Origin of the sequence: Vibrio brasiliensis LMG 20546 (assembly GCF_000189255.1) — a bacterium.
Lineage (GTDB): Bacteria > Pseudomonadota > Gammaproteobacteria > Enterobacterales > Vibrionaceae > Vibrio > Vibrio brasiliensis.
In genome coordinates, this window is the sequence record NZ_AEVS01000076.1 from 105,964 (window position 1) to 120,584 (window position 14,621).

A 14,621-nucleotide genomic window follows, 5' to 3' on the forward strand; every position below is an offset into this window, starting at 1 on the left:
AAGATAGCTTTGCTTACCGCGCCGATTACTCAGCTTTAAGGATGATAGTTTTTGAACTGGAGACGTTTTACTCACTTCCAGAGTGTCCCGCCATCACAAGCAGCATTAGCACTAGGTATGATTGGACTTGGTCATGCCTGGGCTCTGTACATCCCTGAAGTTGGCGACCTGATACGCCCTTATCTCGCAGCCTTTGGCGCGCTGTTGTTGTTTCCTGTTCTGGTCAAGTATCTGACTAGCTATTCGACGTTTATGAATGACATCCGCCACCCCTTGAGCGGTAGTCTTATGGCGCCAATGAGTATGGCGTTGCTGATTCTTTGTGATTACCTGGCGTTGATCTCGCCAATTATCGCCTACCCTATCTGGTTTGCGGCACTGTTACTGCACCTCACTATGATGATCATGTTCTTTAGCTTCCAACTGCTCAATTTCAAAATGTGTAACATAGTGCCAAGTTGGTTTCTCTACCCTGTAGGTCTTATTAGCAGTTCACTTGCCGGGACAAAATTCGGTCATGATGTCTTCTCCGAATCTTTGGTTATGGTTTGTATAGGTATTTACTTCTTTATGCTGCCGCTCGTTCTCTATCGACTGGTATTTGAAGGGACACTTCCTAAACGTGCTAAGCCGACTCTGGCGATTATGGCGGCTCCAATTAACCTGACACTGGCTTCCTATTTGGTTAACTTTCCCAGCCCAGATCCTATCTTAACCGGTGCTTTGGCAGGGATTGCCATTACCATGACGCTGTTAATCTATCTTTGCTACATTCGCCTGATGCGACTTAAATTCCAGCCATCGATTGCAGCAGTGACTTTCCCTTCGGTTATTAGTGCTATCGCTATGCACCGCTTAACCACATTTTTCGCCGAAAACCACCCTAACTGGTATTGGTTACATCAGTTTGGTTTATTTGAGTTGTCTGTTGCGACGGGTTTAGTGGTTTGGGTGACCGTTGGATATTTCAAGATGTACTGGCCAGAAGTATTCACCGACAATAAAACACCACATCGCGCTGATAAAACATAAATACTGGTTATTTTTCTTACTAATATTATGGCATAAGCCTATATGAGAAGAGCACTTCTAAATATAGCTGATATTTATATTTGTAACCAGTCGCTCAAACATTAAACACCCCACTCGTAATAATTCATAATTTGATTCATATATCCTTTGTCAGCTGGCGTTGGCTCTTAATAAAAAGGATATTCAATCATGAATACACTACATAACCAATCAACCTTGCCACAATTTATTAATCAGAAACTTAATCATCACATTGACGATTTAATTCACAGTAACAATAACTCTCGTCACCTTGTTCTCGGGTTAACCCCTAAATATGGTGATATCGTGCTACAGAGCAACGACTATTTAAGCCTGGCCAACCATGAGGATATTATTCGACACCACATTGATTCAATCTCGAAATGTCAAAATAGTCCGCTGATGTCCGGTATATTCCTTCAAAGCGAGCAACTCAAACCTAGTATCGAGCATCAACTCGCTTCATTCACTGGCTTCAAATCCTGTCTACTATCTCAGTCCGGCTGGGAAGCGAATATCGCTTTACTGCAAACCATTTGCGACACTGGTACTCAGGTATATATCGACTTCTTTGCTCATATGTCGTTATGGGAAGGAGCCAGAATTGCCGGCTGTGATGTTCATCCCTTTATGCACAACAACGAACGTCATTTAGAAAAGCTTATCAAACGTCATGGCGCAGGTGTGGTGATCATTGACTCGATTTACAGCACAATTGGTACCATAGCTCCAATCGGCGACATCATTTCCATCGCTAAACAGCATGGTTGTGCAATCGTTGTAGACGAGTCACATTCACTTGGCATTTACGGTAATCATGGCGAAGGCTTGCTTCATCAGCTCGGCGTAACCCATCTGGTCGATTTCATGACCGCGAGTCTCGCTAAAACATTTGCCTATCGTGCCGGTGCAATCTGGTGTAACAATCAAGCAAACGAGTGCATCCCCTTCGTCGCTTATCCAGCTATATTCAGCTCGGCTATGTTGCCCTATGAAGTCGAACGAATTGATATGACACTCAAGGTGATTAAAGAAAGTGACGATTTACGCGCCAGGCTGTTCGCGGTTAGTCAATATTTAAAACAAGAATTAACCAAGGTAAATATAACCGTTCGAAGCAATTCTCAGATTATATCTTTGGAAACCGGAGATGAAAGAAACACCGAAAAAGTTCGCGACTTTCTGGAGCAAAATGGCGTATTTGGCGCGGTATTTTGTAGACCCGCCACGGCGAGAAATAAAAATCTTATTCGTTTCTCATTAAATAGTTCGGTTAGCGAACAGCAGCTTGATAAAATTATAGACGTTTGTCGCCAAGCTCAGAATAGAGCGGATATGTACATACTATAAAAGTCAGGCCCGTTACCGGGCCTGAATTAAATCCAGTTAGCGATTTTATCCAGTAATTTTTCAGTTGCCGCCGGTTTTATAATGTAGTCATTCATTCCGACTTGCTCTATTTTGGCTATGACACTTTCACTTGAATCACCGGTATGGCCCAGAATAGGCACTTCAGCATATTGCTGTTGAGATTTGCGGATTGCACTGGTTGTTTCCAGTCCGTTAAGCTGGGGCATTTCAAGATCCATCAGAATCAGGTCGACAGCTTTGTGTTGCAACTCTTCTAAAACTTGTTTCCCATTGCTGGCCTGTAATACGGTGAACCCTTGCTGCTCAAGTAAGATCGAAGTGTAAAATCTCAGCGACTGGTTATCATCAGCAACTACGATAGTCTTGCCTGAATCAAATTGCTTTCTTGGTAACAGGTTGCGGTTAGGTTCACTATCTTCAAAAAACAGCTCATCAAAAATGTTGCCCGCTTCCAACATCAAACGATGTTTTTCGATCGGATATACCGTCAGATGACGTTCAATATCATTGTGGTATCGGCTGTTCTTATCAAAAAGGAATACAATCCTGCCTTCAGTAAAGTGCAATTTACTTTCTAGTTGCGTGAATGCCTGAGGTTCAGAGAGTGCGCTATCTAAATCAACCATTATCAGATCGTATTCGAACTCATACTCTTCTCGCTTGCTTGCTGCATCAAGCTGCAAGTAATTGATACGAAAGTCTTTATAGAAAGCGACTTCGTTGACATGTCGAAGCAGTGAACTCTCCTCACCAACAAACAGGACAGATTTCGATTTCATTAAGTCTTGTTTGATATTTCTTACTTCAGGCGAATCATATTTAGGGAACATTAAGGTGAACTCAGTCCACTCGCCTAACTTTGAACGACAGGATACATTACCACCCAGTGCTTTCATCACCTTACGACAGAAAGGTAAGCCTAAGCCATAGCTCCCTGTCTTACCAAAGGTGTAAAAATCGTTGAAGATTTGCCCTATCACTTTTGGGTCAATGCCGACGCCGTTATCTGTGAAAGTGAGTTCGTTATGCCATTCGTAACTGCGAGCCTCGATGACTACCTCAAATTTATCACCATTCTGATAGTAGAAGGCGTTTTTGAGCAAGTTATAAAGCGCATACTTAATCAGTGCGTCACTACCAAAAAACTCGAAGTCTTCACCTGCAAGCAAGCTGACAGCCTGCTTATCTTTAAGACTTTTGTAGGCAAAGCTGTTCAAGGAGTTCTCGGTAATTTCTCGTATTGAATGTTTTTTGAAAGTCGTGCGTGAGACCCTGTTTTCGTCAATAGAAGTTAGCAGCAAGTCAATCGTTTCGTTACCCGTACGTATCACTTCGTCCGCATCAGTAATTACGTCTCGTGCAAGTGCCACTTCCTGTGCTGATAACTTATAACCCGATCCCTGACGCTTACTTTCTTCTGGAAGTATTGAATTGAGTACATCTAACGATGCTTTAAGGGCACTTAATGGGTTTCGCATCTCATGTGCCATACCTGCACCAAATGACTTAGCCAGTGAAACTTTACTCTCATGAGAGACTTGGTTTCTGAAGTAGAACAGATTGCCAAACACATAAGTGAATAAGAATATCGGCAGGTAGGCCCAAACGATCTCTTGTTGAACCACCTGAGTATCCAGCCCATAAGCGCTCAGATAGGCAAACGCCATGGCCAAAGCAGCCTGCGCTAGCATTAAGCTTGTTTGATGCACGAGCAGAACATGGAGGAAGATTGACGCCATGAAAGACATCGCCCATATCGTCGACCAGTGGTTCATAAACATCATGTAGCTAAAGAAATAAGGCAAGCATATGCCTATCGCCAGGAAGTAATAATAAGGGAGATAGCGCTGAAGATATTTAGGAATCAAGCTACGCAAAGCCAGAACAGCGAATAACGCCGAACAGGCACTGCGTAACAATAATGTTTCGTATGGTTGAGGGAAAAGGTAGCTCCACACATAGTAGTATGTCGGAAAACCAAGCAGCCCCATCCAACCAACTAACGTTAGATTGGGTTCCGCATATTGGTAAACTTTACGAATCGATTCCGAAATAGCGACCATCTATTACCCTAATGCCACCTAACTGCTCAATAAGTCAAAGGTTTATTATTGTTGTACCTTACTAATTCTTAGCACACATAACGCTAGCTAACCAATTAGTCGCATAAAACTAACAAACTTATGTGACCACGAGACTGATCGAGCTTCCGACTCGACTTGCTACGACATCAATTCTTTGAGCTATCTGCTCTTTTAACTCACTAACGTGCGATATAAGCCCAATCATGCGACCAGCCTGTTGCAAATCAACCAGAGTCTGGATGGCAAGGTCAAGTGACTCTGGATCTAAACTGCCAAAGCCTTCGTCAATGAACAGTGTATCAAGACGAATACCACCGCTGTAGGACTGCACCACGTCCGAAAGACCAAGAGCGAGCGCTAACGCCGCCATAAAGGACTCCCCGCCAGACAACGTAGCAACATCACGAGTCTTGCCTGTATAACCATCTTCAACACTCAGGTCCAGACCTCGACCTGCAGCACCTTTAAAACCTTCTGTCTTACGAACAAGTTGATAGCGCCCTTTACTCATAATATTCAAGCGTTGCGATGCCTGAATCAAAACATCGTCGAGCAAGACACCCAGAACAAAGCGGTGAAGGCTTACCCTACTGCCAGTTTTACCACTAGCGACATCGTAAAGTGTGCCGAAAACTTTATATTCAGCTTCAAGCTGACTGTTTTTGTCATGCAGAATGGCAATGTCCTGCTGTACCTTCTCAATACGCTGATAAACGGAACGAATTCCATCCAGGCTGGCACGTAGTTGCTGGTAGCGCCCTTCGACTTCAGATAGCAAAGTTTGTTTGAGCGCTAAGTCTGGCTTATCTGTATCTGCGAGTTGTTGTTTTAGATCAGAAATAGTCTGTTGTAGCTTAACTTTTGTCTGCTCATATTCGCTGATACTTGCCTGCCACTGCTTGACTTGCTGTTCGTCAGCCCGGCTTGCTACAAAGCTCTGCTCCGACTCAAAGCCCGATGACAGTAACTCGGTATGCCATGTTTTGAGCGTCAATTCCTGCTGTTGGCTTGCATCAACTTTAAGTTGTTTATTGGTTTCGCTCTGGCTTTGCAGCTCGACCAAACGCATATTAACTTGTTGAGAAGCGGCTTGAGCGGCCTCTAACGCCTGCTTAAGCTGCGTAATGGTCTGTTGATTGACCTGATATTGTTGCTCAACAATATCGACACTGGTGTATTTAGGATCAATCAGGTTGCTGACTTTATCCACTTGCTGCTGTTGCATCTTCAACGCCGAGTCGTTAGCTGAAATCTCTGTTTTAAGCTGGTGAATCTTGGAGTCACCAACGACACAACGTTGATTCAGTTCGCCAACGGCATGTTCCATCTTGACCAGATCAATAGCGGATAACTGTGTCAGTCGTTGAGTCATCCCCTGAATCTCCTGGCCAAGTAGTGCCGGGTCGATGGTCACTTTGTCTGCTAATTCGTTTACGGCTTCCGCCACTAACTTATTTTGCTGCTCAATCGAGTTGAGATGCTGTTGCTGGGCATTACTCGCTAAATTGAACTGCTCCAATGCGTGACGCTCTTGCTGTCTGGCGCTCTGTACTTGCTCTTTGGACACACTATCACTGTTGAGTGTCGCTGGCGCGGGATGCTGGCAACTACCACACACCGGACAAGGCTGATCCTTTTCCAGTTTCTGTGCAAGGATAGATGCCTGAGCATTATGCCAGCTTAGCTCTAGCTGATCGGCCGCCTTTTGTCTCTCATCTAATAGCGCTTTTGCATTGCTTACAGCCGACAGATGTTGATCTGACAATGCTGCCAGACGCTCTAATTCAGCTTTTAAACCATGATACTTAGTCAGATTAGTGAGCAAATGCTGTTTAGTTACCAGCTCAGTTTCAAGGGCCGCCCTTTCGCTGACGTCTTTACGTGCCTGCTCTAGTGATTTAGCCGCAACCTCAGCTTCTGTGGCTAATTTCTCTTTGTGTGCGTTGTACTGAACCAGCTTTTGCGCCAACTCGGCTCTTGTCGTGTCCAGTTGCTTTAACTCAGTATCTAGCGCCGCCTTTTCCGCTAATTTAAGCTTTGTTTGTTCAAGCTCAAACTGCGTTTCGTTGAGCTTAGGAATAGCATCGGCATTTTTTTGCGCTTGTTCTAACTCAACCTGCTGTTGCTTTTGCGCATTTTGGGTCTCGTTGAGCTGAGTTTGAATTAAGGATAGCTTTTGTTCGAACTCAGATACCTGTTTATTAATCGACTGCAAATTAGCGTATGGCAGCTCCAACTTTGCCGCTTTCCCTGCTAAATCCAACTGATTGCTAAGTTGAACGATGCTGACTTTATTCACTTCGTGACTCACCAGTGCAGCGTTAGTTGCGTCAAGTTTAACGAACTGCTGCTCAAGGGCCTGTGCCTTATGCAGCTCTGTCTTTGCCTGGTTGAGTTTTTCCTGTTCTGTCAATTCGAGCTTTTGCGCCTGTTCTAACTCAGCGCTTAATTCGAGCTGACGTTGAGCAAGCTCTTGCTCAGTCGTTACCTCAGCGACTTGCAAGGCACCACGAATCTGATTATCAAACTCATCTTTTGCCTTACTGATTGCACTTGCTTTGTCCTTAAGTGCAAACTCGATTTTCTTGTAAACGTCGGTTTGGAATAGTTGTCCAAAGATCGCTTCACGATCTTTGGAGCTGGCCAGAAGTAACTCACGAAACTTACCCTGAGGAAGCACCATTACCTGACGGAACTGAGTTTCATTGAGACCAAGTAAGTTGGCAACTTCGGATTTAACCTGCACCGTTTTGCTGGTGATTAAGTTTTCGCCATCGGTTATATCGTACAAGGCTGCACTATGTTTACGCGTTGTCGTTCCTTCCCCACGAGCTTTAGGCGCCTCTTGCTCGGGCGATCTAGTGACGCGGTAACCACGGCTATTGAGGGAAAACTCTAAGGTTACTTCCGTAGGCAGGTCAATGGCAGCCTGATCGCAACGCATCTGCATACCCTGACGCTCGTTCCCCGTCGTTTCGCCATATAAAGCAAAACAGATGGCGTCGAGGATTGAAGTCTTACCCGATCCGGTTGGTCCGTTGATCAAGAATAGTGGGTTATTGCCAAGCGCTGTAAAATCGACCACTTCACGTGTAGCAAAAGGGCCGAACGCTTGCATGGTTAATAGAGTCGGTTTCATGATTGGCCCTTATTGCTGATTTAGCTGCTTGATGATATCGGTGATTGCCTGCTCTTGCTGGCTAGAGAGTTCACTATCCTGAGCCTCCGCAAAAAAATCACGGAACATGTCGACTTCACTGCGTGCCAGCTTCGCGGCAGCCATCTGTTGTTCGACTCCCACCAGCATACCAGGCTTCTCAAGATGCAGTACGTTCGGGTAAACAGCTCTGAGCTTCTCCATTGGGTTGAGAATGGCGTGCTTATCCATCAGACGGACTAACAAGTAGTCATCACTTTGCGGATCGCTTTTACCGTTAGCGATGATTTGCTCAAGTTCCCCTTCGATGATTCGCATTTGATGCGGGGCAACTAAATCGATGTGGGTTGCAGATTTAAAGCCATCAGCGTCAAGTTCAACCAGCGTCATACCCTTTTTCTGATGTTGCTCAGAGAAGCTGTATTTCATCAACGAACCTGAATAACGAATATACTCATGGCCTTTTTTCTGCGGTTGATGCAGATGGCCTAAGGCGACATAGTCAAAGTCGACAAAATGTTCATGGCTAACGCGGTCAGAACCACCGATCGATAATGGACGCTCTGATTCAGACTCTATCGCACCATCAACAAAGCAGTGACTGAGGAGAACGTTTTTTGAATCAGGCTTGAAGGACTGCTTGATATGCTCACACAATAACTCATGAGCCTGGTCATAAGTGGAAACGGCTTGCTTATAGTGGTGACGCACCAACTCAGGATCGTTATACGGCATACCATAGAATGAGACTGGACCGATATCACTCTCTATCACTACAGGCTGAAGCATGTCAGTAAAGTTAGAAACAATGTGTAGCCCTGACGACTTCATCTGTTCAGCACCAAAACCGAGTCTCTCTGCACCATCGTGGTTACCAGGAATAATGATTATCGGTAATTGAATATCGCCACATACCCGAGTGACAAATTGATTCAGCACTTCAATCGCAGCGGTTGGAGGCACTGAGCGGTCATATATATCGCCGGCAATCACTAACGCATCGACAGGGTTTTCCTTGATATAGTCAATAATCTGTTCGAGTACGACCTTTTGGTCTTCAAGAAGTGAAACGTTGTGAAATTGGCGACCTAAGTGCCAGTCAGATGTGTGGAGAAATTTCATGCAAGCCCAGCGTGATTCTTATCGTTAGGCCAATATAATAATATTAATGAGGGTCAAATAGATATAAAAAAGTCGCACCTAAAGTGCGACTTTTACTTGTTAAACAAGGTAATTATGCGCGGTTCTTACAATGCTCAATCGCGCTGCTTAGAAGCTCTAAGGCCGTCTGTTCGCACTCTGGTAGTGCCGCATCACTTTCACCAAGAGGTGTCACGCGCTCACCCCATTTAATATGGCCAGCGCCCCAAGTCAGACCGGCACCAAATGCCGCCAGTAGTAAGTTGTCACCTGGTTTCACAAAGCCTTGCTCCAGAGATTCGCACAGCGCGATTGGCACCGTGGCCGCCGACGTGTTGCCATAATTGTGGATGTTTACAAAGGCTTTGTCCTGACTGATACCTGATAGATCGCACAAGGTTTGGATAATACGGATATTGGCCTGATGCGGAATAACCACATCGATGTCATCAGTCGATAACTCACTGCGAGCAAGGACATTTTGCGCTGCTGCACCCATGCCCTTAACCGCACGCTTAAAGATCTCTTTACCGACAAAGTTGAAATCCCAGTAGCCATTGTCTGCGGCGAATCTATCCATAGATGTACCGAATTTAGGTACAGCAAGAATATCGCGACCTGCTGAGTCACAGCCTAGCTGCGCTTGTTGTAGGCCAACTTGTTGTTCGGTTTTCGAAAGAATTACCGCACCCGCACCATCACCAAACAGAACAGCGGTATCACGCATCGTCCAGTCAATAAAGAAGGATAAGCGCTCAGCACCCACTACGAGGGCGTTTTGGTAGTTACCCGCCTGGATAAGGCGTGTTGCTGTTTCCAGTCCATAGACAAAGCCTGTGCAAGCCGCATTCAGGTCAAACGCTGTTGCTGCTTTAATACCAAGGTTTTGCGCTACTTTAGAGGCAATATTCGGGATTAGTGAGTCTGCTGAACAGGTGGCAATAATAATCAGGTCGATTTCATCAGCGCTTTTACCTGCACACGCTAAAGCATGTTTTGCAGCGACTGTTGCCATATCTGAGGTGTTCACATGGCTAATACGGCGATTCTCAATTCCCGTACGTGTACGGATCCATTCATCTGATGTATCAAGAAAAGTACTTAAATCTTCATTAGAGAGCGTAGCTGGTGGTAGGCATTTTCCCCAACCAGTAATTTTTGCATAGAAATTTTTCATTCAGAGCCTTTGCATTTGTTATTTGTATCACTCGATCATTTCAGAGTATAACTAGCGATGACATTCACTGTCATCTAATTGAAAAAATAACGAGAGAAAAATCATGTCTACCTTTAATCCACGATGCCCATCTTGCTCAGGTGTCAATCGGGTACCAACAGAACGCGTTGCTGAAAGCCCAAACTGTGGTAAATGTCAGGCCCCTCTATTGGATGGTGCGCCTGTTGAAGGAACCGATGTTAACTTCGCTGCGATTTTAAACAGTGACGTACCTGTTGTGGTCGATTTTTGGGCTCCTTGGTGTAATCCATGCGTTGGCTTCGCACCTGTCTTTGCTGACGAAGCAAGCGAGCGTGCAAAAAGCGTTCGATTTGTAAAAGTGGATACTGAAAGCCAACAGAATCTTGCCGCGCAATATCAAATTCGAAGCATTCCAACCGTTATGGTCTTCAAAAATGGCAAAAGAGTCGATGTGATTAACGGCGCCCTTCCTAAGGGTCAATTTAATCAGTGGCTTAGCCAAGCTATTTTAAAATAGCCTGGTATTATTAATTACGAAAAAGCGACTAAATAATGCAGATTTAGTCGCTTTTTTATTGTGATTATTCACACTTCATTTCGATAAATATATTTTATCGTAAAGATCAAAAGCTTTCGTTTTACCTTAACCCCATTTCCCCCCATAGTCGCGCCGAAATCTGTTCATATTTAACTCATACTTCGAGGCCACGACATTGGAAAACACCTTAGCTCCTGCTCCTAAAGCTCGCATTTCTGTACCTGTAATTGCGCTTGCTCTATATGCGGTCGCTTCAGGCTATTTAATGAGCTTAATTCCACTGATGTTGCCAGAGTATGGTTTAGAATCTTCACTAGCAAGCTGGCTAGCAAGTGTATTTTACGCAGGTCTATTGATCGGCGCTGCAGGTGTAGAGCCATTAGTTAAAAAAGTTGGCCATCGCTCAGCTTTCGTTTGGTGCTTAGTGACTTTTATTGCCACTATCATCGCACTACCACTATTGCCATATGCGGCGGCCTGGATCATCGCTCGCTTCGTGGCTGGCGTTGCCGTGGCTGGTGTGTTTGTGATTGTCGAATCATGGTTACTTCATGGTGATGAAAGTGCGCGTGCTAAACGCCTTGGCCTTTACATGGGCTCACTATACGGCGGTAGCGCTTTAGGTCAGCTTGGTATTGGTGTGATTGGCGTTACTGGTGGCGTTCCTTTTATCACAATTGTAACTCTACTGATCCTTGCGGTTGTTGTACTGCTGTTTGGTGAGAGCGATCAGCCAGAGAGCGAGCATAGCACTCCGCTGTCACTCAAGCAGATCAGTAAGCTCAACCATGCTGCTATTATTGGCTGCATCGTTTCAGGTCTTACTCTGGGAGCAATTTACGGTCTAATGCCGGTTGAGTTACAGACACGTGGAATCAACCACACCGATATTGGCAGTCTGATGGCAGTTGTGATTCTGGGTGGTATGGCAGTTCAGCCAATCGTACCTTGGCTGTCTAAATACTTTGGCCGTACATTACTCATGGCTATGTTCTGCTTTATCGGTGTCGCAGCAATTAGCTTCACAACTATGGTCGGTGGCTTGCAAGCGCTAGGTATGGGCCTGTTTCTGCTAGGTATGGCAACCTTCGCTCTTTACCCTGTTGCAATCAACCTTGGTTGTGACAAGCTCGACGCAAACTACATTGTGTCAGCGACTCAAGTGATGCTATTCAGCTACAGCATTGGCTCAGTAGCTGGCCCGGTAGCAGCTGACTGGTTTATGACTGGTGCGCAAGGCCTGATGGGCTACCTGTTTGCAACTCTGCTTGCGACTTGTATTTATATGCTCATCGCAAGTATTAAAACCAAACGCCAGGCTGTGGCAGGCGAATAATCCGTCTAGAAACAATTAAGGGACACCACTGGTGTCCCTTTTTGTATGCTTAACGTTTCATTCGCTGATGACGATTGGAAGCATTCGCCTGCGGTTTGTCAGGTACAGTCTTGCGCTCATGTAGCAAGTGACGAATCGACAACAATGGATGAGGAATCAACATTCGTGGTCCGGCATAGCGCATAACCAGCTTCATTTGTTGTTTCTGTTCTGGCTTATAGCAGTGAATCGGGCACTTATTGCATGTAGGTTTATTTTGACCGTAAGGGCAACGATCTAGCTTAGTTTCCGCGTAACTGAGCAGGTCCTGACACTCATCACATAGGCCCGACGTTGATTTATGATGGTCACGACAGTATATGTGGACCATGGCGCTGACGGTTTTAAACTCTGTCAGCAACTCACCTGTTAAAATGCTCGATAATGCCATTGTGACGGTTAAACAAAATTCTTCTGATACAAAAGTAAATCTACTTTATCACTTATAGCCTGCTGAACTTTGACATAGGTAAAACCAAGCTTAGTTAGTAATGCCCGACTGCCCTGGTTGTCGTCACTTGTGATCGCAACAAGCTGCTCAATACGTTCATTATTCTCGGCATATTCAAGTACCGCTTTGCCTGCTTCATATCCATAACCCTGCCCATAAGCTGAAGGGATAAAACCATAGCCGATATCGTATGCACTTAACTCTGGTCGTTTGATCAGGCCGCAAACACCAAGTTTTTCCTTGCTCTGTGTATGTTCAACCAACAACAAACAGACACCATATTCTCGGTGCATCGCCAGAATCTTCTCTTCAATATATTCAGCAGCGTCTGCGACAGAGCGAATATTCTTATCGCCCACAAACCTGAGGAAATCCTCGCTGTTGTATAACTGTTCAATAAACGCCGCGTCATCCATACCCAGCATCCTTAGTGTTAGCCGCTCTGTGGTGAGAGGTTGCATAGAAAAATTCCTGTCGATTTACGTCCAAGGTTGAGCTTAACACCTACAATTAACGTAGAACATATAACAACAATAAGTTGATGTCAGGTAACGGCGGAGATGCGAAGTCATGCGTGTTTTATTTGTATTAGTCATCACTCTTCTAGCGGCACCCGCCAGCTGGACCTACCCTTCATTCTCCCACCCTTTGCCTCACCGCAGCCTGATCTATTTTGCGCCGACCAACGATGCTCACGTAAAACAATTTATACTTGAAACGCTAATTAATGAGTGTGAATTGGAAGACAGAGATCTGGTGACACTGGTGATAACAGCCGATGGTTTCACCTCGCCTAAGTGGATGAAACATGAGTTTGACTTAAAATCTCTGTTTACTGCTTACGAAGTTGAACCCGATAGCCACACAGCAATTTTAATCGGTAAAGATGGTGGGGAAAAACTTCGCTGGGGCAAAAAGACTGACTGGGAGCTTATTAAACACGTCATTGATGACATGCCAATGCGCCAGCGAGAAATGACGACTCAGGTCAGTCCATGTTCGGCTTAATCACCCTACCTTAACCGCTACAACCGAGTAAGTGTGCCACTGTTTGAGCTTACCCAGAGTTGTTGGCGCTCGTTCATCACGCTCGTAAAATCGTACAATTTCGAAGTTAGCCAGTAACTTACGCAGTGCTTGCTCCGTGATAGGTGACGTGGGACTGCGATAATTGTCTGCCCAGCTGTCTTTATATCCCATAAAGTCTCCAGCAAACACGCCTCCGACTTCCAATGCCGATTCAATCCGCAACCAGGTGTTTTCGAACTCATTCGGTTGAGCAAAAAACAGGCTTGAGTTGGCAATGATCACACCCGCACTCGGGTAGTCATACGTCTCGAAACTAGCTTGAGATAGCTCAATCAACGGGTTACCAGCGAATCTGTCTCGACAGATGCTCATAGCGTCCGGATTGATATCAAAGCCATACACCTGATACCCCTGTGACGAAAGGAACTCAATATCGCTTCCCGTTCCACAGCCACAATCAATAGCAGTTTTACTGGCGGACTGATTTAGTCTGACGGCAAATTCAGTCCGCTTTGCATGAGGGCGTGACAATGCTCTTTGGTAATACTGGTTCCAAATCTGGTCTTCTTCCATGTAGCTGCTCTTTCCTTTACTTGATGCACGCGTCTGTTAAGTCAAACTAAGCGACATTTTAAAGTAACCGACATTAGATTTATGAAATTCATCACCTTCGGTCCGCAGACCAAATCGATGATAAAAACTAATCGCAGTAGTTCGCGCATCACACCAGAAATAATCGACGTCACGGTTCCTGAGACTATCTAGTACATGTTGAATGACCTTAGTGCCAATTCCCTGCCCCTGATACTGCTCTACAGTGGCGAACTTACGTAATCGCGCTTGGTTTCCATTGATGTAGATTGACGCTACACAAACTAACTGATCAGCAACGAATGCACCATAATGGCTGGCTATCTCGTCACCCTCAACCAGACAAAATGACATCGGCTTATCTGGCCATAATACTTGTTGTCTAACAGGCAACACCTGCTGTGTATCGACTTGCTGAATTATTATATTGTGCCGAGTTTCTAGCGACGTTTCCACGGCCTCTCCTTAACCACCAAACTTCACGCAAGCTCATAGTGCAATCGTCAGTCAGATTTAGCAATGCTTTAGTTCTAAGGAGTGAATACACTTGCGTTTACGGCTTACTTATACGTTAAGGATAAAAATGGACACTTGAGCAGGTGATAAGCTGTAGGTATAAAAAACCAGCCGGATG

The 14,621-nt window shown here is 45.1% G+C and carries 13 protein-coding genes; 5 read left to right on the top strand and 8 right to left on the bottom strand.

Translation table 11 applies throughout. The features are described 5' to 3' along the window. The first annotated feature begins 51 nt into the window (after window positions 1-51). Together RH46_RS14270 and cqsA are read left to right on the top strand one after the other, a co-directional pair. Window positions 52-1,032, top strand: coding sequence for a TDT family transporter (locus RH46_RS14270; protein ID WP_006880204.1), 981 nt, complete (start codon window positions 52-54; stop codon window positions 1,030-1,032). Between the two features lie 189 nt (window positions 1,033-1,221). Further along, entirely contained in the window at window positions 1,222-2,403 is a 1,182-nt protein-coding gene (gene cqsA, locus RH46_RS14275; protein WP_006880205.1) for an alpha-hydroxyketone-type quorum-sensing autoinducer synthase, read from the top strand. 26 nt (window positions 2,404-2,429) lie between these two features. On the opposite strand, the gene RH46_RS14280 is transcribed toward cqsA, so the two are convergent. The 4 genes from RH46_RS14280 to RH46_RS14295 all read right to left on the bottom strand — a co-directional run bounded on the left by RH46_RS14280 (window position 2,430) and on the right by RH46_RS14295 (window position 9,982). Continuing rightward, window positions 2,430-4,487: a hybrid sensor histidine kinase/response regulator gene (locus RH46_RS14280; protein WP_006880206.1), complete on the bottom strand. Its 2,058-nt coding sequence runs from the start codon at window positions 4,485-4,487 to the stop codon at window positions 2,430-2,432. 118 nt (window positions 4,488-4,605) lie between these two features. Continuing rightward, window positions 4,606-7,647 carry an SbcC/MukB-like Walker B domain-containing protein gene (locus RH46_RS14285; protein WP_006880207.1) on the bottom strand — a complete coding sequence of 1,014 codons (3,042 nt, stop codon included), beginning with the start codon at window positions 7,645-7,647 and terminating at the stop codon, window positions 4,606-4,608. Window positions 7,648-7,656: 9 nt separating this feature from the next. Further along, window positions 7,657-8,787 (bottom strand): exonuclease SbcCD subunit D, encoded by a 1,131-nt coding sequence (locus RH46_RS14290; protein WP_006880208.1) that lies wholly within the window; start codon window positions 8,785-8,787, stop codon window positions 7,657-7,659. A 112-nt stretch (window positions 8,788-8,899) separates the two neighbouring features. After that, a complete protein-coding gene (locus RH46_RS14295) occupies window positions 8,900-9,982 on the bottom strand; it encodes a ketoacyl-ACP synthase III (protein WP_006880209.1) in 1,083 nt (360 codons plus the stop codon). A 103-nt stretch (window positions 9,983-10,085) separates the two neighbouring features. Between RH46_RS14295 and trxC the strand changes: the two genes are divergently transcribed. Together trxC and RH46_RS14305 are read left to right on the top strand one after the other, a co-directional pair. Beyond that, window positions 10,086-10,520: a thioredoxin TrxC gene (trxC, locus tag RH46_RS14300; RefSeq protein ID WP_006880210.1), complete on the top strand. Its 435-nt coding sequence runs from the start codon at window positions 10,086-10,088 to the stop codon at window positions 10,518-10,520. A 196-nt stretch (window positions 10,521-10,716) separates the two neighbouring features. Further along, on the top strand, window positions 10,717-11,877 hold the full coding sequence (locus RH46_RS14305; RefSeq protein WP_006880211.1) for an MFS transporter: 1,161 nt from the start codon (window positions 10,717-10,719) through the stop codon (window positions 11,875-11,877). 49 nt (window positions 11,878-11,926) lie between these two features. On the opposite strand, the gene RH46_RS14310 is transcribed toward RH46_RS14305, so the two are convergent. Continuing rightward, entirely contained in the window at window positions 11,927-12,307 is a 381-nt protein-coding gene (locus RH46_RS14310) for a nitrous oxide-stimulated promoter family protein (protein ID WP_006880212.1), read from the bottom strand. A gap of 8 nt (window positions 12,308-12,315) precedes the next feature. Then, window positions 12,316-12,828: a GNAT family N-acetyltransferase gene (locus tag RH46_RS14315; protein ID WP_040895925.1), complete on the bottom strand. Its 513-nt coding sequence runs from the start codon at window positions 12,826-12,828 to the stop codon at window positions 12,316-12,318. Window positions 12,829-12,937: 109 nt separating this feature from the next. Here RH46_RS14315 and RH46_RS14320 point away from each other — a divergent pair, with 109 nt between their 5' ends. Then, window positions 12,938-13,375, top strand: coding sequence for a DUF4174 domain-containing protein (locus tag RH46_RS14320; RefSeq protein ID WP_006880214.1), 438 nt, complete (start codon window positions 12,938-12,940; stop codon window positions 13,373-13,375). On the opposite strand, the gene RH46_RS14325 is transcribed toward RH46_RS14320, so the two are convergent. Both RH46_RS14325 and RH46_RS14330 read right to left on the bottom strand, forming a co-directional pair. After that, on the bottom strand, window positions 13,376-13,969 hold the full coding sequence (locus tag RH46_RS14325; RefSeq protein ID WP_006880215.1) for a class I SAM-dependent methyltransferase: 594 nt from the start codon (window positions 13,967-13,969) through the stop codon (window positions 13,376-13,378). It abuts the gene before it with no gap. A gap of 36 nt (window positions 13,970-14,005) precedes the next feature. Then, complete coding sequence (locus RH46_RS14330; protein ID WP_006880216.1) at window positions 14,006-14,443, bottom strand: GNAT family N-acetyltransferase; 438 nt, start codon at window positions 14,441-14,443, stop codon at window positions 14,006-14,008. Between the last annotated feature and the right edge of the window lie 178 nt (window positions 14,444-14,621).